This window comes from Microbulbifer thermotolerans (assembly GCF_900112305.1).
GTDB lineage: Bacteria > Pseudomonadota > Gammaproteobacteria > Pseudomonadales > Cellvibrionaceae > Microbulbifer > Microbulbifer thermotolerans.
Genome location: NZ_FOKT01000008.1, coordinates 210925 through 231630, shown reverse-complemented (window position 1 = coordinate 231630; position 20706 = coordinate 210925). Strand labels below are relative to the sequence as shown.

General features: G+C 51.1%; 21 protein-coding genes and 1 pseudogene. 12 read left to right on the top strand and 10 right to left on the bottom strand.

The features are described from left to right. Nucleotides 1-233 precede the first annotated feature (233 nt). From BM155_RS17145 to BM155_RS14200, 6 genes are all read left to right on the top strand, one after another. Entirely contained in the window at nucleotides 234-476 is a 243-nt protein-coding gene (locus tag BM155_RS17145) for a hypothetical protein (protein ID WP_139223282.1), read from the top strand. 63 nt (nucleotides 477-539) lie between these two features. After that, a complete protein-coding gene (locus tag BM155_RS17140) occupies nucleotides 540-968 on the top strand; it encodes a hypothetical protein (protein WP_139223281.1) in 429 nt (142 codons plus the stop codon). Further along, nucleotides 965-1342, top strand: a complete 378-nt coding sequence (locus BM155_RS14215; protein WP_074903830.1) for a hypothetical protein — start codon at nucleotides 965-967, stop codon at nucleotides 1340-1342. Before BM155_RS17140 ends, BM155_RS14215 begins: the two co-directional genes overlap by 4 nt. A 26-nt stretch (nucleotides 1343-1368) precedes the next feature. Further along, nucleotides 1369-1515: an RHS repeat-associated core domain-containing protein gene (locus BM155_RS17830; RefSeq protein ID WP_139223283.1), complete on the top strand. Its 147-nt coding sequence runs from the start codon at nucleotides 1369-1371 to the stop codon at nucleotides 1513-1515. 377 nt (nucleotides 1516-1892) lie between these two features. Then, nucleotides 1893-2462 (top strand): RHS repeat-associated core domain-containing protein, encoded by a 570-nt coding sequence (locus tag BM155_RS14205; protein WP_074903828.1) that lies wholly within the window; start codon nucleotides 1893-1895, stop codon nucleotides 2460-2462. Nucleotides 2463-2587: 125 nt separating this feature from the next. Continuing rightward, a complete protein-coding gene (locus BM155_RS14200) occupies nucleotides 2588-2956 on the top strand; it encodes an ankyrin repeat domain-containing protein (RefSeq protein ID WP_139223280.1) in 369 nt (122 codons plus the stop codon). A 439-nt stretch (nucleotides 2957-3395) separates the two neighbouring features. On the opposite strand, the gene BM155_RS14195 is transcribed toward BM155_RS14200, so the two are convergent. Beyond that, a complete protein-coding gene (locus BM155_RS14195) occupies nucleotides 3396-4214 on the bottom strand; it encodes a transposase (protein WP_074903824.1) in 819 nt (272 codons plus the stop codon). A 476-nt stretch (nucleotides 4215-4690) separates the two neighbouring features. On the opposite strand from BM155_RS14195, the gene BM155_RS14190 reads away from it, so the two are divergent. Then, entirely contained in the window at nucleotides 4691-7171 is a 2481-nt protein-coding gene (locus BM155_RS14190; RefSeq protein WP_074903822.1) for a discoidin domain-containing protein, read from the top strand. 407 nt (nucleotides 7172-7578) lie between these two features. Here BM155_RS14190 and BM155_RS14185 read toward each other — a convergent pair whose 3' ends face one another. The 8 genes from BM155_RS14185 to BM155_RS14150 all read right to left on the bottom strand — a co-directional run bounded on the left by BM155_RS14185 (nucleotide 7579) and on the right by BM155_RS14150 (nucleotide 17212). After that, a complete protein-coding gene (locus BM155_RS14185; RefSeq protein ID WP_074903820.1) occupies nucleotides 7579-8880 on the bottom strand; it encodes a sensor histidine kinase in 1302 nt (433 codons plus the stop codon). Next, entirely contained in the window at nucleotides 8858-9568 is a 711-nt protein-coding gene (locus tag BM155_RS14180) for a response regulator transcription factor (protein WP_074903818.1), read from the bottom strand. The genes BM155_RS14185 and BM155_RS14180 overlap by 23 nt, the downstream gene beginning before the upstream one ends. After that, on the bottom strand, nucleotides 9562-12726 hold the full coding sequence (locus tag BM155_RS14175; protein WP_074903816.1) for an efflux RND transporter permease subunit: 3165 nt from the start codon (nucleotides 12724-12726) through the stop codon (nucleotides 9562-9564). Before BM155_RS14175 ends, BM155_RS14180 begins: the two co-directional genes overlap by 7 nt. After that, nucleotides 12719-13885, bottom strand: a complete 1167-nt coding sequence (locus BM155_RS14170; protein WP_074903814.1) for an efflux RND transporter periplasmic adaptor subunit — start codon at nucleotides 13883-13885, stop codon at nucleotides 12719-12721. The genes BM155_RS14175 and BM155_RS14170 overlap by 8 nt, the downstream gene beginning before the upstream one ends. Beyond that, nucleotides 13882-15258, bottom strand: a complete 1377-nt coding sequence (locus BM155_RS14165; RefSeq protein WP_074903812.1) for an efflux transporter outer membrane subunit — start codon at nucleotides 15256-15258, stop codon at nucleotides 13882-13884. The genes BM155_RS14170 and BM155_RS14165 overlap by 4 nt, the downstream gene beginning before the upstream one ends. A 339-nt stretch (nucleotides 15259-15597) precedes the next feature. Then, the gene (locus BM155_RS14160) at nucleotides 15598-16179 is read right to left on the bottom strand and encodes an imm11 family protein (RefSeq protein WP_074903810.1); all 582 of its coding nucleotides are present in this window, start codon (nucleotides 16177-16179) and stop codon (nucleotides 15598-15600) included. Continuing rightward, nucleotides 16176-16715, bottom strand: a complete 540-nt coding sequence (locus BM155_RS14155; protein WP_074903808.1) for an AHH domain-containing protein — start codon at nucleotides 16713-16715, stop codon at nucleotides 16176-16178. The genes BM155_RS14160 and BM155_RS14155 overlap by 4 nt, the downstream gene beginning before the upstream one ends. A gap of 227 nt (nucleotides 16716-16942) precedes the next feature. Beyond that, nucleotides 16943-17212, bottom strand: coding sequence for a hypothetical protein (locus BM155_RS14150; protein ID WP_139223279.1), 270 nt, complete (start codon nucleotides 17210-17212; stop codon nucleotides 16943-16945). 218 nt (nucleotides 17213-17430) lie between these two features. Between BM155_RS14150 and BM155_RS14145 the strand changes: the two genes are divergently transcribed. The 5 genes from BM155_RS14145 (at nucleotide 17431) to BM155_RS14125 (ending at nucleotide 20255) form a co-directional block, all read left to right on the top strand. Beyond that, entirely contained in the window at nucleotides 17431-17754 is a 324-nt protein-coding gene (locus BM155_RS14145) for a hypothetical protein (RefSeq protein WP_074903805.1), read from the top strand. Nucleotides 17755-18120: 366 nt separating this feature from the next. Next, a complete protein-coding gene (locus tag BM155_RS14140; protein WP_074903803.1) occupies nucleotides 18121-18627 on the top strand; it encodes a hypothetical protein in 507 nt (168 codons plus the stop codon). Nucleotides 18628-18712: 85 nt separating this feature from the next. After that, nucleotides 18713-19243 carry a hypothetical protein gene (locus BM155_RS14135; protein WP_074903801.1) on the top strand — a complete coding sequence of 177 codons (531 nt, stop codon included), beginning with the start codon at nucleotides 18713-18715 and terminating at the stop codon, nucleotides 19241-19243. Nucleotides 19244-19337: 94 nt separating this feature from the next. Further along, nucleotides 19338-19871 carry a DUF6680 family protein gene (locus BM155_RS14130; protein WP_074903799.1) on the top strand — a complete coding sequence of 178 codons (534 nt, stop codon included), beginning with the start codon at nucleotides 19338-19340 and terminating at the stop codon, nucleotides 19869-19871. 75 nt (nucleotides 19872-19946) lie between these two features. Next, on the top strand, nucleotides 19947-20255 hold the full coding sequence (locus tag BM155_RS14125; RefSeq protein WP_074903797.1) for a hypothetical protein: 309 nt from the start codon (nucleotides 19947-19949) through the stop codon (nucleotides 20253-20255). A 166-nt stretch (nucleotides 20256-20421) separates the two neighbouring features. Here the strand turns inward: BM155_RS14125 and BM155_RS17615 are convergent. Then, nucleotides 20422-20706, bottom strand: a pseudogene (locus BM155_RS17615) (transposase); the annotation flags it as partial.

Below are 20706 nucleotides of genomic sequence, written 5' to 3'. Positions count from 1 at the left end.
AATCACGCCAACCGCTTAAAAACCTATAGCGAAGAGGGCGAACTCAAAGCCACTTACTTCTACAACGCGCTGGGTCAGAGCGCTATGACTTGGGTGGGCAGTATCTTGCTGAGACCAATATCACTGCCAACGGCACAGATATCCAGAGCTAGATTGACTACTTCTACCTGGACAACATGCCGGTGGCACAGATTGTAATGACCTTTAGCGAAGGGGAGGTTCAAAGTAGAACCTTGACGTATCTGCACACGGACCACCTAAACACGCCGCGTATTGGAACTGATGGTAATGAAGTTGTTGTCTGGCGCTGGGATAGTGATGCGTTTGGGCAGACAGCGCCGGATACTGATCCGGATAGCGATGGAGAACAGACTGTTGTAAATTTGCGGTTTCCGGGGCAGATACAGGGCGGTGAGGCACAGCATTACTACAACCACTTCAGGGACTATGATCCCGGTCTTGGACGGTACTTGTAAAGTGATCCGATTGGGCTGAATGGGGGCATAAATACTTATACCTACGTAGAAGGGAATCCGATTATGGGGATGGATTCCCTTGGGCTTAAAACCTGTCTGTTAACAACTGTTGGCCCCGCTGGAATTCGTGATCATGCGGCGGTTTACACTTCTCGTGGCGATGCTGGCAGACCGGCGCTTTTCGATCCAGCTGGGTCATATGGCGCGGCGAATGGTGGCGGAAGCAGTGGAATTGTGATAGGTAGTTCTGAAAACATCGAGAAATTCAAAAATTTCCATAAAGAGCAAATAGTAGAGACCACTTGTGTGGATACTTCTCAGAAGGAAGAGGAAAGTATTATCAACAAGGCAGTGGAATTGCCATCAGCAGCACCATTTCAATGCTCAATAATGTCTTCGACAGCGCTAAGCGGGCATCCTTCGTTTCCACATGTAGAGGCTGGGACATTCTGGCCTGGTAATCTGTTGCGCCAAGTGAGGAAGGGACAATGAATGCATCACTATCTAGTGCGCTGGTCTATATCCTTGGCTTTATTGGTCTTATCGCCGTCGGCGTAATTCCAGTTCGTTCATGGTTCGTGCTGCGGCGTGCCTTTAAAGGTGCTCATGGAGTTCATAAGCTTGGAAAGCTGTTGACCGCTCTGCTAGTGTTAATGGTGGTTGCAATACTGTGGGGCGATTTGCAAGTTGCCACTCGTATTTTCAAATGTCTTACGGAAACTTACTGCGGTCCCAGCATTGCAAGCGGATGGACCTATTTAGCGATACTCGGTTTCTGGTATTTAATTTTTGAAGCGGTAATCTTTTGGGTGCACAGGTTCGCAGGTGGAACTGAACGCTCACAGATACCAAAGAATAATTTTTAGCTGAATACGAAAGCCCAAAAGCCCCGATAGATCACTTTTCGGGACGGATACAGGGCAGCGAGGCTCCGTATTACTACAACTACTTCAGGGATTATAATCCGGAGACGGGCAGGTATCTGCAGAGCGACCCGATTGGGATGAATGGTAAGGTAAAATGGACACCGGTAAGGTAAAATCGGTGGTAAAATGGACACCCATAAATTAAAAAATTGATGGGAAGAGCATTGCACACTTACTCTGATGTTTCTAGGGACTGCTATTTGGGTTATTAGATCTGACGTCCTGTATGGAATTGTGCCAAACAGATTTATTGGGGTGTAACAGCACGTCGAGGAAGCCCGCGACGGTATTTTTCAAGGAAAGGCAAAATTTTAGGGGGGGATAGAGGCGCTCACTGTCGCGGATTCCGTGGGCCCTGAATTTTCCGATCTGCTCGCTGGCAGAGCATACAGAATGGATGGCTCCAGCCAGAGCCTTGCGGCTTTCGAAGTTACGGTTCAGGTAGCGCCGGTGTCGCGGGTAGAGCCTTGGCTTATCTGCCACAGACCATTTGAACACGCCGCGTATTGGAGCTGATGGTAATGAAGTTGTTGTCTGGCGCTGGGATAGTGATGCATTTGGGCAGACAGCGCCGGATACTGATCCTGATAGCGATGGAGAGCAGACTGTTGTAAATTTGCGGTTTCCGGGGCAGATACAGGGTGGTGAGGCGACGTTTTACTACAACTACTTCAGGGACTATGATCCGAGTCTTGGAGGATGCATTCAGTCTGATCCAATCGGGTTTCAAGGTGGAATCAATACGTACGGATATGCATACCAGAACCCATTAATGTATACCGACCCGAATGGGTTGAACCCTGCCGCAGGTTGCCTTGCCGGGGCATGGGGTGGGCCAGTTGGTTGCGGTGTCGGTGCTGGAATTGGAACTGCAATTGGAACTGCAATTGCTGGTGGTATTGCATTGGCTGCAATCCTAAGCACTCCCGGTGACACGCCAACGGATGACTCTTCAAGACAGGCAGAATATCAACGTGCGAAGAACTTCTTTGACACGCCACGACCACCGGGAAGCAATGATTGTTCTAGTTTGTCGAAACAAATTGATCACGCTGAGTAGTGCATAAGTTTATACGAAGCTTGGGATGCCAAGTGGCTTCCGGGAAGGCATAGCCAAAAAATTTAAACGTGGCGCAATCGACTACAAAATCCTAAAGATAAACATAAACGTGAGTGTACCAATAAGTGTCCATAAAAAATGTAACTGAAATTTTGTTGAAATATAAAGACCACCCAGAATTCTTAGGCACCGAATTGATTGATGTTAATCAGAGAGGTGCGGTTGATGATACTCCGCTCCACATTGCTGCAAGAATGGGAGAGGTTGAGGATGTAGAGATACTGATAGCAAACGGCGCAGATGTGAATATCGTTGGTGATCTTGGTAATACCCCTTTACATCAAGCTGCAATGAATGGCAAGTGTAATGTAATAAAGGTATTGCTTAAATCAGGGGCAGATTTATCATTGAAGAATGAATTTGGCCAAACACCGCTTAAGGTTGCTGAACTTGGAAATCACAAGGATGCTGCAAGACTGCTAAGAAAACGATAAATTTCAGTTTTACGCGGTTTTGGATAATAAGTGCAATTGGTAAGGGAACGGTCAGCTGGTAGAGTCGGCACCTTTCCCGATCAAGAAAAGCACTGATGAACTACAGCCAGCTGGCCGAAAATGAACACTACCTACCGATCTACAGCCTGAAAACAGCCGGGCACTCTCAAGTTGAGATTGCCAAATAGGGTAAAAATGGACACCCATAAATTAAATAATTGATGGGAAGACCATTGCACACTTACTCTGATGTTTCTAGGGGCTGCTATTTGGGTTATTAGATCTGACGTACTGTATGGAATTGCGCGAAACAGCGTTATTGGGGTGTAACAGCACGTCGAGGAAGCCCGCGACGGTATTTTTCAAGGAAAGGCAAAATTTAAGGGGGTGGATAGAAGCGCTCACAGTCGCGGATTCCGTGGGCCCAGCGCTTTCAGAGTTACTCGCAGACAGAGCGCACTGAATGGGCGGCACCAACCAGAGACTTGAAGCGGCTTTCGAAGTTGCGGTTCAGGTAGAGCCAGTGTCGTGGGTCAATCTGCAGCCGCTCGAGAATTGGTGGTAGTTGTTCGTCGATAGCGCCTCGCTTGTCTTCACGAAGGCAACGGCCGCTCCAGTCCACCAGCTCCAGATAGTCCTGTAACCAAAACGGCAGTCCTACAGGTATGGGTTCTCGCGGGTTACCTGCAAAGGGAAAAAGCTGCTGTGGTTGTTTGCCATCCTGAGCTGCCGAAATACGCCGTTGTATGGAGGTATAGCCTGAAGTTTCGGGCGTATCGGCCATTTTGGCCCGGATCGGGTTCAGATCCACATAGGCCATACAGGCTGCCAGAGCTCGCTCGTCGAGCAGGGCCTGAGACTTGAATCGGCCCTCCCAAAATCGACCAGTGCAGCCATCCTCTCGATTGGCTTGGCGGGCAATGGATTCATTGAGCATCCGCATAAACCAGATGATATCCATCAGCCTTGCTCTCCATTCTGCGGCCACTTCCCTCAGCCGGGCCAGTTCTGCGCCGTTCAAGGCTTCGTTGCGAGCAAAACGTTGGGATAGGGGAGAACCTTTACAGAGTTGATGCCAGCGGTCCACCACCTCACGTAACGTCCAGCCTTTAGCTTGTGCTGCATTAATATGCAATACCACGTGGTAGTGGTTGCTCATGACTGCATAAGCACAGATATCCAGTGCAAATATCTCGGCCAATTCCAACAGCCGATTTTCGATCCACTGCCCTCGGTGTTCGAAACTGCGCCGGTGCACTCATCCTTGCCGCGCTGGATTTCAGTGGTCAAAGCAGGTCGATGGTGAACTGGATCACTCTAAACTCCCGTCATATAAATCGACAAGAATATTTGTCCTCAATCACGGAATGGCATGATCGATAGATATAGCATCTATATACGAGATTTATCAATCAATAAATAATATAACAGCGTACTGTAACGATTCGTTTTATATTCATAAAAATAATAATTCAGAGTCTTTTTCTTCTGGCTATAAAAATACGATTTAAATTTCGGTGGAGTAAATTCTGGTTTTGTTTGTTATTGGAGCAGCCGCTCTGATCAGGGTTTGCTTTGCCTGTACTTTTTGGGTTTCTAAGAGTTAATTGAGGTTTAGAGCCAGGCTGCCTTTAATTTTTTGGTCGAATTGCGATTGAGTAGTAGATCGTATGGGAATAAGAGCGAGCCTTCGTTCTTCATTTAAATGTAAAGGCAAAATATAAGGAGCCAATAATGAAGTTAAAAGACTTGATCGGTCTGGCTGCATTTGCACTAGTAATGCCATCTTTTGTTAATGCAAAATCCTTAACTATAGAAAGCGCCAGCTCTTGGGGAAATACCCATTCAAGTTACCCTGCTACCAATGCTATTGATGGCGATTTGGACTGGTCTTCGCGGTGGGCTGCGAGTGGCTCTCCAGTTAGCTTGTTGGTGCACTTGGATTCAGAGCAAACCGTAACGGACGTGGGGATATCCTGGGGAAGAGGTGATTCACGCGCCTATACTTTCCAGATCTGGGCCTGGGCCTCTGCCAGTGGGTGGACCAAAGTTTATGAAGGTGAAAGTAGCGGAAAAACAAATGATATCGAAGTTTATGATATTGATGACGCTGTCGCTAAGACAATACGTGTTCGCATTTTTGAGAATACTTCGGGGTCGGAATGGACTAATATTCAGGAAGTTGTGCTTTACGATAATACATTGGCCTCAGGTTCTGGAGATAACCTCAGTATTGAAAAGGCCTTTGATGATGGTAGCAGTCACGCGAAATATCCGGCTAGTAATGTAATTGATGGTGATACCTCATTTGCTTCACGTTGGGCTGCAAGTGGATCTCCGGTAAATATTACTGTTCAGCTAGAGGAAGCAACAACGATTTCTGAAGTGGGTGTGGCTTGGGGTAGGGGAGATGCTCGGGCACACACCTTCGAAATTTATGCTCGTCCTGGCACTAGCGGCAGTGATACTTGGACTAAGGTCTACGATAGCGTAAGTTCGGGAAAAACGGCGGAAATAGAGTACTACGATGTTGATAATATCGAAGCACGACAGATTCGTATTAAAACCTTTGAAAATACAGACGGTACAGAATGGACCAATATAACCGAGATTGTCGTAAAAGGTCCTGAATCCGGTGATTCAACATCTAGTGCTATTCCTGATGCCCCTGACAGTTCATGGACGTACTGTTCCGCTGAGCGTGAAACTTGTGAATTCTCCGGTGTCAAGGAGCTGGCATATGGTGCGGAAGATAACTGGAGTTTTTCTATTGAAGTTGACGGTGTGCCTTGTAACAACTCGTATTTGGAAGATGTCTTCAAAGGGAAAACCAAATCGTGTTGGATTCGGCCTGCCAATCGGGAATATACAGTTATAAACAACTTGGATGAACTAAAGTCTGCTATGAATAACAGTGGTCAGCACTTGCGTATGCGTCGTGGTACTTATGTTGCTGATGAGTTGATTTCAGGTGAAAATATTGTTTTCAAATTCGAAGGCGATGATAACTATCTGGATATGACAGGTGTCACCGTTCAGGTGCCGACAGCCTTATTGGCTAGTATGAGTCGTACACCAGTCCATTCTCATGTTACTTATAGTATTGTTGGTAATGGCAATATAATCGTGAATGGCACCTTCGAAAATATCTATCCAAACGGTCAGCATGATGTCACCGACTTTGGTGAGCATAACGACGATTCTCACAGTGATTACTGGCCGGCACGCCAGATGACAGAATTCAAGATTTGGGGCGATAACAACGAATTGCGCGGTAATAAGATCATTATCCGTGGATCGTATCCCTACGGTTACGGAGATATGTTTGGTAAGGGCAGTGGTTCCGTTGTTTATTTACGTAAACATGCCGGTATCAATGTGATTGGTGATAACACTGTTATTGATGGTGTGGACCTAACGGTATTGGCTTTTGGCCACGGAATCTTTATGCAGGGTGCAGATAATACTGTCATTCGCAATAGCCGAGTCGAAGGTGTGCTGCGTTTGGGTGCAGATATGTATAAAGATGGTGCTAATTCACTGCCTGCCCAGTGGAACTACGAGCAGCAATCACCTGATTGGTATGTTGGTATTCCTATAGTTAAAGATCGTATGTACAACCTGACTGAAGACGGTATTCGCGCTTATTCCAGTGGCACTAAGTATGACGGTTCCGTTGTTAACACTGGTTCGGTTTACGTTGAAAACACCATAGTTGATAAAATGCGTAACTGTTTTGCACTGGTTGCGGCTTCATACGCTGAATTACATAACGTAGAGGCTACCCGATGTGCAGAGAATGGCTACTCGCTTCCATCTTACGGTGTGGTAACCAACAGTCGCGGAGACTGGGCCTACGCACCATTGATTCAGATGCCTTACGGCAATGAAAAAAATATCAGTTTAGATATCACTGTATTAGAGCCGGAACATACTACAGGTAATTTTAACCTAACCAATATTGCTGGTTCTGGTCATAAGATAATCCTGCGCGATGGTGGCGGTAGTGTACAAGGTTCTAACTCTATTGCCGTGGGGTACGCATGGGACCGTTGGGATTATAGTGCTGATGATTTATATCGTCATACCGCCAGAGATATCGAAATTCACAACTACACTGATTACCCAATGGTTCTCACTGAATACAGTTCAGATATCACTGGGACTAGTGAGGGTAAGGTGAGCGATAACGGTGAGGACAATAGCGTAAAATAATGTAAAAAAGCCCGGTACTTGCCGGGCTTTTTTATGTTCTTTTGGGCCTATGGTTAACCTATTTCTTGGCGGTATAGGTACTTTGGGGTGCGGTTGAGAAGTTAATGTGATGGGATGGCATTTCGAAATCGCTGGATACAGGAATGCTCTCGCACGTTTTCTAAATGTGTATCTCATTACCGGAGAGCCCGAGGCTCGCCACAGTTTCCGTGTGAAGTATTCATATCATCCTTGATAAACAAGTTTACAAATGTTCTGTGCTTATTGATTGTGGGCTATATCTATAATTATTCCACAAAGTTTGCCATATAAAAGGTAAATAGCAGCCTGCTTGAGCAAGAGGGGGAAAATCTATTTGAACGCTTTTATCCAAACCCTCTTATGCCTAAAAAGAGTTGCTGTTTCAACTATGACACACTGGCTGAACCTGTGGCGGTTCTGAGCTCCACTTGGTAGTAGCCATCGCCGACACTATGGCAATAGCGCCATCCTAGGCGCCGAGTCAGTTGTTCTGTCAGTTCCAGGCCCAGGCCGTAGCCGGTTTGCTTTTGTGGGCTGGGTTCGTCTTGTGCGTCTTCGGTCATCGGGTTGCGGATCACGATATGCCCGCCGTTCTGTTCAATTTCTACGGTGCCCTGCCAGCAATGCTGATAGGCATTGCGGATCAAGTTGCCGAGAATAATCCGGGCCGGTACCGGCGGTGCATTGCAGCTATGGGGCTGGGTATGGATACGGGTGTCAACCGGTTTGCCGGTCAGCAGGTAATTCATTTCTTCTGCCAGTTCCCGGATCAACGCATCGAGAGAGACCGGCTGGGGTTGCAGTGGTTCGTCCGGTTGGTGGTTGAGCCACAGCAGCGTTTCGGTCAGGTGCTGCATGGTGAGGCTGGCGCGATCGATGCGGTCCAGGGTGGCTTGATGTGCAGGGGGATGCGCCTTTTGCGCATCGAGTTTTCGCTGTAGTTCGATGTTGGAGCGGATGGTGCTGATCGGCGTGCGCAGTTCGTGGCTGGCGTGTCGCAGGAAGCGCTGTTCCCGTTCCAGGGCCGCCTGTACGGAAGACAGGCTGGAGCGGATCAGCGCCGCCAGCTCGTTGAGTTCCGGGTAGCCGAAATCCGGAATGGGCTGGGCCAGTTTGTCGCTGTCCAGGGAGTGGGTCCATGCCCGCAGGGCGGCGGCGGGGCGGGAGATATGACGCAGCAGCAGCCAGCTGATCAGGGCGACGAAGCCGAGCGCCAACAGTGTGATCATCACCATCAGTTTGCGATTTTGCCGGGCGGTGATATCAACCACATTGGACTTGGCCGGATGTGTCATTTCCCGGGCGATATAAAGCGGTCCGGCTGGGCTGTCATAACGCATCAGGAATACCATGTGATCGGGTCGTCTGAACCAGGACCCGTTGTCTTCTTTGTATAGGCTCAGAGGTTTTTCCGGCGGTGCGGGGAAGGATTTATGCACATATTCGGGCATATGGGCCCAGTCGGATGCCAAGTAAAAACCGCTGAATTCCCGTCCCTGGTGCTGCGCCTCGCGGTCGAACAGGCGCACGAAGGAGCGGGCGGCCTTTTCCATATTGTTGGCCATGGAAGCGTCCAGGCCACGTACGAAATATTCCGTGGATACGATCGAGTAAGCGGCCATCAGAATCAGCCCGAGGGAGACAAAAGAGGCCAGCAATAGGCCTTTAAGGCTGAGTCTGGGTTTCACTGCGGTCTTTCCCGGTGGTTGACGGCGGGCGCAGGGCAAAGCCGACGCCGTTGATGGTGTGTAACAAGGGCACAGGGAAGGGACCATCGATGGCTTTGCGCAGATTAAAGATATGCACCTTGAGGCTATTGCTGTCCGGGTGATCTTCGCCCCAGACCGCGTCCATCAAGGCTTCGCGGGAAACCGGCGCGGGAGCGGCGCGCAGCAATTTTTCCAGCAGCTGCCAGCCAGTGGGGGAGAGTTTCAGAAGTTGGCCGTCACGCTGTACGGTGCGTTCGCGCAGGTTCATTTCCAATCCGCCACAGCCGAGCTTCTGGGTTTCACCGCTGCGGCGTCGGGACAGTGCCTGGACACGGACCACCAATTCTTGCAGCTCAAAGGGTTTTACCAGATAGTCATCGCTGCCGGCACCGAAACCTTGCAACTTGTCATCCAGCTGATCCCGGGCGGTGAGCATTAGTACTGGGGTGTCGTCCCCTTGCTCCCTGAGTTTTTGACACAGGGTGAGGCCATCCATGCGCGGCAGGTTGATATCGAGCAGTAACACGTCGTAGTGATTGGTCTGGCTCAGGTTGAGTCCCGCCACGCCGTTGCTGGCGTGATCGCACAGTATTCCCTCCAGCTCCAGGTATTGGATCAGGGTCTGGGCCAGGTCCAAATCGTCTTCGACAAGCAGCAGTTTCAGCATGGGTTGGCGTCGCCCGCTTTGAGTTGCATGGTGAATGCCCGTTTCAGTTTGCCCAGCACCTCGCTCACGTCGTGCTGTATGGCCACCAGTACTGGGATCAGGATCAGAGTGATTACAGTCGCGAACATGATACCGTAACCCAGCGCCACGGCGGCTGGAATCAGAAACTGCGCCTGGGTGGAGGTCTCGGACAATAGCGGCACCAAGCCGGCAAAAGTGGTGAAGGAGGTCAGCAGAACCGCGCGCAGGCGGCTGCGGCAGGCCTCGCTGATGGCTTCCAGCTGGTGATCGGCATCTGGCTTGAGGTCGTTGTAACGAGAGACCAATAGCAGGCTGTCATTCACCACAACACCGCTGAGTGCAATGATGCCGTTGAACGACAGAATACTCATGGGCAGGCCGTTGACCCAGTGGCCGAGAATGGCACCAACCACCCCAAAGGGAATAGCGGTCATGATCAGTATTGGCTGGATATAGGATTTGAGCGGCACGGCCAGCAGTATGTAGATCACCAGTAGGGCAGTGATAAAAACGGAAACCATGGAGGTTTGGGTTTCCGCCTGTTGCTCGGCTTCTCCGGTAAACTGGATATCCAGCCCTGGGTATTGGCGCTCCAGTTTGGGTACCAGATTACTGCTCAGGCTGGCTACCAGTTCTGTTGCGGAGATGGCCTCCTTGTCCACATCGGCAGAGAGATAGAGTGCCCGCTTGCCGTCGATCCGGGTGATGGTGTCACGGGCGTAGCCGTATTCGATGGTTGCCACCGAGGACAGAGGGAGGACTGTTCCGTCATCGGTGCGGATGCGTGCCCGCAGTACGTCCACCGGGTTTTGGCGGGCCTCTTCCGGGTAGCGGACCCGCACTTCAATCTCGTCACTGTTGCGCTGGAAGCGCTGCACAACCTGCCCCTTGAAGGCCTGTAAAACCTGTACCGCCAGGCTGTCTGTGGTCAGCCCCATGGACTTACCCTGGGCGTTCAGTTTCAGAAACAGCTGCGGCTGGCTGGCTTGCAGGTTGTCTTCAATACCACTGACTGCGGGAATCTGCTCCAGCTCCGCTTTGAGATCGGCGCCGGCGGCGGTGAGTAGTTCGTCATCGTTAGCGCGCAATTCTATCCGCAGCGCATCCACCATTTCCCGCCGGTTGGCAATGCTGAGCGTCCGCACCCCTTCCGGAATACCGGCTTCTTGTTTCCACTGGCGGGTAAATGTCTGAATGTCATAGGGCGACTGGTCGGCCAATTCTATGGTGACTTGTCCCGATTGATCGGCTTCTGCCAGCACCTGGATATCCGCAATGCCCGAACCCTCGGCACCGGCCTGGCGGACTAAGCGGCGGTCGATTTCCAGCGCTTTGGCTTCCAGTTGCAGCAGGGCGCTATGGGTTTGGCCATAGCTGGCGTCTGTCTGCATGGCGATGGACGCGCGCACTGTGTCTCCGGGAATATCTGGGAAGAAACTCAGGCGCACCGCGCCGGTGAGCGGCATGGCCATCACCAGGATCAGAAGGCCGATAAAGGCGACGGCCACCGCGTAGCGAAAGGTCAGCGCCCATTCGATGGTGGGCTTGTAGAGGCGCTCATTGAACCATTGCAGTCCGGCATCGGCCCCGTGCTGGATGCGCTGCCACTGGCGCAGCAGGGGGTTGCCGCTGACCGTTTTGCGGGTGTTCAAATGGGCCAGGTGGGCGGGCAGGATCAGTTTGGATTCCACCACTGACAGCAGCAGGCAGATGGTGACAATAGCGGCAAATTGTGCGTAGAGCTGTCCCAGGTGGCCGCTGATATTGGACAGGGAATAAAAGGCCACCACTGTGGTGAAAACACCGAACAGGGTAGGGACCGCCACCCGCAGAGTGCCTTTGATGGTGTTGCGCAGGGTGTCGCCCTCCTGGCTGCGCACCGTGTAGACACTTTCGCCTACCACCACGGCGTCATCTACAACGATCCCCAGTGCCAGGATAAATCCGAAGGTCGTAAATTCATTCAGGGACAGGCCGGCGAAACTGTCACCCATAAAATAAAGCGTGCCGAAGAAAATAAACGGCAGCCCCATAGCCACCCAGAAGGCGACCGTCAGATTCAGAAACAGTGCCAGCAGTACAAAGACCAGCAGGATACCCGTCAGGGCATTGCTGACCAGCAGCTGCAGTCTTTCGGTAATGGCTTCGCTGCGGTCGTACCAGCTGCTCAGTTCCACCCCCTGGGGCAGGCGGCCTTCGGCATGCCACTGTTCCACTACTTCACGGGCAGCTTTTACGGTCTTGGTGATGTCATCCAGACCAGTGGTGACCACCTGCAGAGCCACGCTGTTTTCGCCGTTGAAGCGGGACAAGACAGGGCTGTCGTCATCATAGGTATCTTTAATTTTCGCCACATCCCCCAGGGTCAGGTGGACGCCATCCGACGTGGTCAGCAGGGGAATAGCGGCGAAATCCTCTTTCAGGTATGCCTGCTGGGAGGCCTTGAGCTGTAGATAGACATTTTGGTTTTTCAGCACTGCGGTCATGGTGTCCGAAGAGCCTTCATTGATGGCGTCTTCCACGTCCGACAGAGACAGCCCATACGCCTGCAGTTGGCCTTCATCCACCTCGATGGCGATCATCGGGTCGCGCCAGCCGGATTCGCTCACGCGGTTGATGTCCGGATGATCCAGCAGGTCCGACTTCAACCGCTCTGCCAGTTGCTGCAGTGTGTGGCGGTCGGTATCGCCGTGCAGCTGCAACCACAGGGAGTGCTCCTCCCGCTCGGCCTTCTCAATCACCGGATTTTCGGCGTTGGCGGGGAAATTGGAGATGGCATCCACCTTGGTTTTCACATCCCGCAGCAACACATCCAGATCGTAATCGCTCTGCTTTTCCACAATAACGGTAACGCCGCTGGTGGTGGCAGCCGTGGTGATATGCTTGATGCCGGTAACGTCCTCGAGCGCCTCTTCAATCTTGAGCCCCAAGCCTTCTTCCGACTGGGTCGCAGAGCCGCTGTCGTAGGTGACCGATATAGTGATACTGTCCGGCTCCATACTGGGAAAAGCCTCCTTGCGCAGGCTGCCCATCTGGAACAGACCGAGCGCGATCACCAGTGCCAGCAGCAGGTTGGCGGCTACCGGATTGCGGGCAAACCAGGGAATAATCCCCTTGTTCCAGTCCAGATCACTCATCGCCGGCCTCCACTGCGTTGACCGCCATACCTGGGACATAACTGCTCAGCGGATGAACCAGAACGCTGACCTCCTGCTGCCGCAGGGATTCCGGTGGCCGGATGTAGATTGTTTCCGTATCGCTGGCCACGGCCTCGGCGGCGAATTTTGCCAGCAGGCCATCGGTCACGTACCAGATTTCACCGCGCTGACTCAGGGATGATGGCGGCAGGCGCCAGAGGTCGGATTGTTCCCGCCCCGGAACTTCGGCGCGGATAAAGGTGCCGGGCGTTAATTCCGGTTCCTGTGCCAGCGGTTGATCCACGGCCACAATCAGAGAGCGTTGACGGCTGGTGTCATCTTGATGGCGCTCAACCCGGCGGACATATCCCAGCCACTGCGCGCCGGACTCCACCGAACTCAGTGCAACCGGCCAGCCTCCCTGTTCCAGGGTTTTACTATCTGGTAGCGCATTCCAGTCCCGCTGCGATAGGGGCAGGGCAATCTCCACCCGATCGGTACTATACAGCTCGGCGACCTCTCCGCCGCTTTGCAGATAGGAACCGGGCGCAATGCTGCGGTTGACGATCAGTGCATCAAAAGGCGCGCGGATTTCTGTTTGCGCCAGATCCCGCTGTGCCCTGGCCACGGCGGCTTCATTTTCGGCGACGCTGGCCCTGGCCTCCGCCAGTTGTGGTTCGTACAGCACCAGCGGTGAATCCGGCTCTCCCTCCAGCCCGGAAGCTTTCCATTCTGCCCGCGCCTGATCGGCCTCCCTTTCCACTTCCAGCAGATCCAAGCGGGCACTGGCAAGTGCCGCTTCAGCCGTTGCCAGCGTTTCCCGGTAGTCGCTGTTTTCCAGCTGGACGAGCAGCTCTCCTTTTTTAACCATCCGCCCCGACTCGAGGTTTTCGGACACCGCTTTAACCAGACCCTCAACCTCGCTGACCAGCGTCAGCTGATAATGACTCTCCGCTGCGCCAAAGGCTTCTATAGGCGGGGTATAGCGTTCGGTATTGACCCGCACTACAACCACATCCGCAGCCAGGACAGCGTCCCGTTTGGGGGGCATGGGGCGGTTGCCCTGCTGCGCCATTTTGTGGCCGTTGTAGACCAGGACCAAGAGTAAAAAGAGACATGCCCCCAGCAGGGCGAACCACTTCGAATAGCGCTTGATCATTGCGGGTCCTTCTCTTCAATGCCGAGACCCAGGGCCAGCCCCAGGGCAATACGGTTGTTCAGACGTTGATAGGTCAGATTGTCGAGCTGCTCTTCCAGATCGAAGAGCTGCTGCTGAACGTTCAGGAGATCCAGAATGGAGACCAGCCCCTGGCGGTACTTATCCTGATACTGGTTAAAGGTGCGCTGGGCGCTGTCCAGGGCCAGGCGTGTGTGCGCCTCCTGCTGTGCCAGACTGGTTTCCTGGCCGATGGCGTCTTCCACCTCTTGCACCGCTGTCAGCAGGGTTTCGCGATAGGCCTGGTAGCGTTGAGCGGTGGTCAGCTCGGCGGCATCCGCAGCGGCTTTCAGTTCACCGCCTTGAAACAGGGGGGCGCTCAATTGTCCCAGCAGGGACCACAGGGGATCTTTCAGCAGTGCATCGGAAAATGAAGTTGCCGTTTCAGTCAGAGCCACTTCCAGGCTCAGGGAAGGGAGCATGTCCTTGTAGGCCACCCGGGTGCGCAGCTCCGCTGCCTCAATCGCGAGCCAGGCCGCTTTCAGGTCTGGCCTGCGCTGCAGCGTCTGTTCGGGCAGGTCCGCCAGCGGCAGCAATACCTCGGGATAATCCGAGGCGACCACCGTATTTCCCTGCGGGCGGCCCAGCAGTACATTCATGGCCCGCTGTTGCTGGCGCAGGGACTCCTGTGCCGCAACCAGAGAAGCGCGGGCACTTTCTGTGGAGCTGCGGGCGGTGTCCAGGTCTTCCAGCGTGCTCAGACCCGCCCGGTAGCGCTGAATAATAAACTGCTCGTTTTTCTCCAGTACGGCAACCCGCTCCGATTCAATCGCCGCGGTATGCCGCAGATTGATCAGTTTCAGCCAGCCCTGCATCACCTCGGCCACCAGCGTGTCCCGGGCCGACTGGTAGAGCGCCAGCTGCTCTGCCACATCCCGGGCTGCCGCACCGCTCTCATCGGCAAGTTTTGCCCAGAGATCCATCTCCCAACTGATCGCCAGTGCACCGGTGTAAGCGGTATCGGAGTTTTCCTCCCGGTCCGCCGACACAGCGGCATCCACACTTGGCAACTGCAGGGCGCGAGTCTGGCGATACTGCGCCTGCAGGATCTTCAGAGAGAGCAGGGTCTGCTGCAGGTCTGGATTGGCCGCCAGCGCTTCCTGGATCAGCGCGTCCAGCTCCGGAGCGCTGATCAGCTCATTCAGGTAACTGGCGTCGCTTGCACTATCCAGCTCCGACCAGTGAGACAGGCTCTGCCGATCTGCCTCTGCCTGTGTCAGAGATTCCGAGCTTTCCGGCAGGTGACTGCAGGCGCTGATCAGCAGAGTGACAAGCAGGCTGCACAGGGGCCTTCGCAAATTGTTTCTTTTGTACATCGCTACCGCTTGATTTAGCGGGCCGAAAACCGGCCCGGACAAAAGGATTCAGGCTGTAACGCTGTAACTTAGCGGTGGCGCGGTTAACAACGGGTTAAGGGGGGGGGCGGGCTGATGCCGCAGGATACTCGTGGCGGCGCGGGTGGTACTGGCAGTGGTGTTTGTGGGGTGGGATAGGAGGCCGTTGGGGAGCGGTAGGGTTCTAGCTAGGGATAGGAGGCGTATAGGGATATGGCGGAGGACCAAGTGTTGGGGGGCAAAAAAGGGGAGATGAATAGTTCTGCTCATGTTATCCTCCGGTTAGAGTACAGAGGCATGAGCAGTCACAAAAATTTATTTTTATTGTTCAAATACACCAGATAGATTGTCAGAAAAAATTAGGCCTTGGAGCTCCATCTCAAGGATCTTTCTCCGAAAGTCATCAGTGCAAAATAAACTTCTAAACCCATCGTAATCTGTTTTGAATAGATGTTTCCCATCGACAGTTTCTGGGTTAAATGTCAATTTTTTGATATCGGTAACTTGATCGAATTCAACAACGCGATTACTTTGGGTTTCATCGGCAGCAACAACAGTCATACAGTTAAAGATCCAGTATGGGCCATTGCTTGTTTTCACAGGCAGGAACTCTCCGCTGCCATTAAGTTCCGAAAATTCGGCCTTGGACTTTTCCGACAACACTAGTGCCCCCGGTACCCACGTACTGATATCGGGTATGTTATTTCCTTGTGTGACGCCCTCTACGGGAGCGAAAGAAGCATTTATACTTTGCCACTTTTCTCCTAAAGAAATGTTGTGTTTGTAGAAATGCATTAGATTTTTTGCTGGAATCTCTTTTCCTAGGTTGAGAATCAAAGTTTTCATTGGAAGACTGAATGCCCAGAAATTCCTGTAATCCGGTAAAATTTTGTAAACCTTCATGAGGTGGGTCTCCAGTTGACATCTTTCTTTTCTGTAATCTTTGAGGGTTGTCTCCCATCCCTCAATAACGAACGGATTCTTATAAGGGCACTTCTGATGGCAAGCTCTCCCTCTATTGGTCCGATAAGAAAGTTTATCCAGGTTTCGTAATTAAAGGTATGGATCTCTGAATGCGCTGGTGCATCAGGCATTGACCAGTGTCCCTTGTCAAATTTTGTACGGGGTAGCCATACACCGTTGTCAGGGTCGTTAATTCTGATGCCATATAGATGTAAGTTAAGGCGTGTATCTGTTGTCCTGGGGTGCCGCCCTTTGCCCTGAACAATATGATGTGGAGAATGCCTATTTGAAGGTTTGGGGCGTCCATCGGCTATCATATTTTGAGCAAGTACCTTTGTAGGGTGATGCTTCTCATTAAGCAATTCTAAAGGATCTTCTTCTGCTTGTTTTCTTCCCCAAGCCTGATAATTTTCTAGCCCTGATTGGATCTGTGCAAAAACAGCAATCTTTCTGCGCTCGTTTCTTAGGTGATCCAATGCTGAAGCGAGTTCCTTCTCTCTCTTGATTCTGTCTGTCTCGGTTTCAGGCGCCGGAAGAGATTTTTTTTGGTAGTATTCTTTTGCTTTTTTTCAAACCGAGTAATTGCTAATTCCAACGGCGTCATTTCATGTGGGAGGGGTGTTATTCGATGTCCGTTTTTATATTCGATGTCCATATTACTTCTCTTTTATTACTTTAAAGAAAAAGTTCTGCAGGTTATCCACTAGCGGCTTTTTATGATCAATCGAATTTCATCGTTATCCGGGAAGAGCTGCTCAACAAATGCCACCGCCCGATTCAAATCCGCCCAGCGATGTGGCTCGTTCCGGGTAGTGATTAGCTGGGAAGGTTTTTCAGTGCCGCGGGCGTGTAACACAAATTCAATTTGGTAATAGCGCTTGCCTTCGTGTCGCACACGGACCAGTTTCAGATTGGAAACCGTGGCTCCCCCTTCTATCAAAAGCGTTGTTTCACGAGTTGTCAGCGCTTGCATGTAAAACTTTCAACTAATCATGAGAGTGACCTCCATATTGTGAGTATCTTCAGCGCAGGGCAACCATCTTTGTTTTTTCAAAATAGCATATTTTGATTGATCAAAATTGTATATTTTGATAAATTTCCCGCTGTATTTTGGGGCTTTCTATGTGGCGGTTGGGGTGTTGCAGTGATAGTTGATTTCTGACCAATTGGTCAGCCCTCAAGGAGGTGGGTGTGCGTGAAATAGACGAACTGCTAACAGCATTGCGCGAAGTGTTCGAAAGAGCCGGCCAAGTGTCCGTGGAATTGTGCGACTTTATAACCGCCGAGTCGCTGTCCATTGGCGACGTGACAGAGAGCTGGTTTGAGCTGTGCTCATCAGGAGGTGGGCCGGTCAGTGAGAGAACCATAGAGAAGCTTGTCGAGCAGCGTCAGACCGCTGCGCGCCGCAAGGCGTCCCGGCTGTTTTCAGAGGTAGAACTGGCCATATTGGATGATTGGCAGGCGTTGGAAATCAAAGCGCTAACCTTGTCTCTAAAGGAGTTGCTGGAAGTCTAGGGGGTATTGATGGGTGTCCAAAATCACTTTGTAACTGTTTTTGTATACAGTATTTCCGCAGGAACGACTATGCCAAGACCGTGTTCAGTGGCCAGTGGCTCTTGTTCACCGCTGAACAGCGGTTAAGTTATTGACTTCAAAGGACGTAGTGATAAAACTTGTAGCCAAGTAAACAAAAAAGATAACAGGGTGCCAGGCTCGTTTAACTCCGGAAGTTAGATTGACTCGTAAGTTATCTAATTGATTTCAGTGGGGATTTTCTAGAATGTGGAATTGTGCGCCTGTGAATAAGAGCCAAGGTGATATAGAGCCAATGGCTTTTGAATAAAACTGTTATGAGAATCACGGAATACACGGGAAAGTCCTATGGACGAAGACACTGCATTAGAAAAGTTCGACGAGTTGTTGGCCGTTCTGAAATGCACAAGAGGAGAGAGTGATAGAGGTATCACGATGATTGTTGCTGCTCACATCGACGAGTTGTTGCGACGAATAATCGAGACCTTTCTTATCACCTCCAAAGAGGTAAAGCAGCTTTTTGAAGGACCGTATGCGCCGTTTGGGTCATTGTCCGGGAAGACAAAGGCGGCTTACGTAATGGGCCTCATTACGAAGAATGAGTTTGACCGAATTGATGCGGTACGAGGAGTGAGAAATGTATTTGCCCATCATGTTGATGCAGATTTCCAACACAAGGATATAGCGAAAATTTGCCGCAAGCCTGTGGTCGATGATGGTCGCCTCTGTGCTAGAGATGCATTTCTTCATATGGCCACGAATACAGTATTGCCGCTTTTATATCGCGATATAGAGGTCAAGAAATGGAAGCGTGAGGAGCTTGCAACGGAGTGGCTTCACCTTGAGAACTCATAACAATCGGCTGCACAGCGACCGATATTCCGCCGCTTTACGGCTCCAAATCGGCGCGTGAGCCGGGCGTTAGAAATCACGGGTACATATGGAAGAATTGCTAACTATTGCAACATTGTTGGGCGGCATAACAGCGCTCTGGTTCTTTTGGGATAAGATTGCTGCTTGGGCAACTGGCGGTAAAAGTATCAGTCCACACGACGCTGCATTGTATGAAGAATACAAGTCGCTATTCGTCCGCAATGGAGTCGCGGATTTCTATAGCCAACATGATTTTCTTGGGGCTTTTAGAGAGGACAACTGGCGACCGCTGTCGCGCTACGTCGATGGCTGGCATACAGTTGAGCACGAATTTGTTCACAAGAAGCTCAATAAATTGCATAAGAAAGTGTATAAGAGCGCATCGAGGTTAGCTTCCGCCATAGCAAGGAATACCGTTCCGATCGGCCCCGGTGGGCATATGCGATCAGTCAAGCCAGATAATATGCCAGTTGGACCAACCCCGGAGCATATTAAAGAAGAAGCTCGGGAAATTAACAGTTTAGTGCCTGATTTTATTAAGGCTCACGAATCCTTTGTGAGATACGCAAACAGCAAGCTAGGTAATGGCAATTTCTAACCATCGCAGGCACTGCGACGTCTTTTTCATTGCGGCTTCGCCTCCATTCCAAAGCCGCGCATGCTGCGGGCGTTAACTTTTTGAAGGGAAGCGTATGACCGTTACCGACACAATAATGATTCTGGCTGTATTTTTGGGGCCAATCGTTGCGGTTCGACTGACCAGATATTTAGACGATCGCAAAGAAGTTCGTGAACGGAAGCTTTGGATCTTCAAAACTTTGATGGCAACTCGTGCATACACAGTTGCACCGACTCATGTGGAAGCACTCAATAGGATTGATTTGGAATTCAATCCAAAGAAAAAGCATGAGAAGAAGGTGCTGGATGCGTGGAAAGAATACTTAGATTTGTTGGGTGATCGGGGCATGTCTCAAGAGCAGTGGGCCGTGAAACGTCTTGATCTACTCGTAGAGCTTCTTTATCACATGGGGCGTTCACTCAAATACGATTTCGATAAGACTCAAATAAAGAACGGAACTTACTCGCCGATCGCTCACGGCAAAATTGAAGAACAGCAGGAAGCGATAAGGCAAGGTGTAATTGAACTCTTGCAAGGAAAGCGGATTGTGCCCATGCATGTGACGAATCTGAACCAACCTTCGGCTACTGAGCCAGACCAAAGTTAACCAGGGGCTGAAGCCGACCGGTACTACGCTGCGCTCCGTACCGGCGGCTTAGCCCAGGCTTAAGCACACGAGAGCATGCAAGTTAAAAATCTAATAGTCCTGTTTGCTGTAGGCATTTTACTATGTGGTGCCATAGGGATTTACCTCATCCAAAAATCGACTTCAGTAAAAGGCGAACTGGATCTTGAGGCTACTCTTCCTACTGGACCCTACATGCGCCATATTGTTTATGAGCCATATGCTGAGCCTTGGACAAAGATTACACTTAATGGCATGCCATCTACTGATGATCATCTCTATGAGCTTATAAAGAAGTACAAAGAGTATTCGTCGCCGGAAAATATCACCTATATAGAACAACAAAAATGGACACCCATCAATTGAAAAATTGGTGGGAAATCTGCTGCATATTCAGCCCACTATTGCCAGAGCTTGCTATACGGACAAGTAGACCCGGAGTCCTGTATGGAATTGCGCCAAACAGCTTTGTTATGGCGCAGCAATTCTTCGCATAAGCCCGCGATGTTATTTTTCAAGGAAAGGAAAAACTTTAGGAAGTGATCGGCGGAGATAGATAGCGCTCGCAGTCGTGAATACCCTGCGCCCAGCGTTTGCCGAGCTGCTGGCAGGCATTGCGCACCGAGTGTGCGGCGCCAACCAAGCACTTGAAGCGGCTTTCAAAGTTTCGGTTCAAGTAGAGCCAGTGTCGTGGGTCGATCTGTAGCCGTTCGAGAATCGGCGGCAGTTGTTCATCGATCGCGCCGCGCTTGTCTTCACGAAGGCAACGGCCACTCCAGTCGACCAGCTCCAGATAGTCCTGTAACTGAAACGGCAG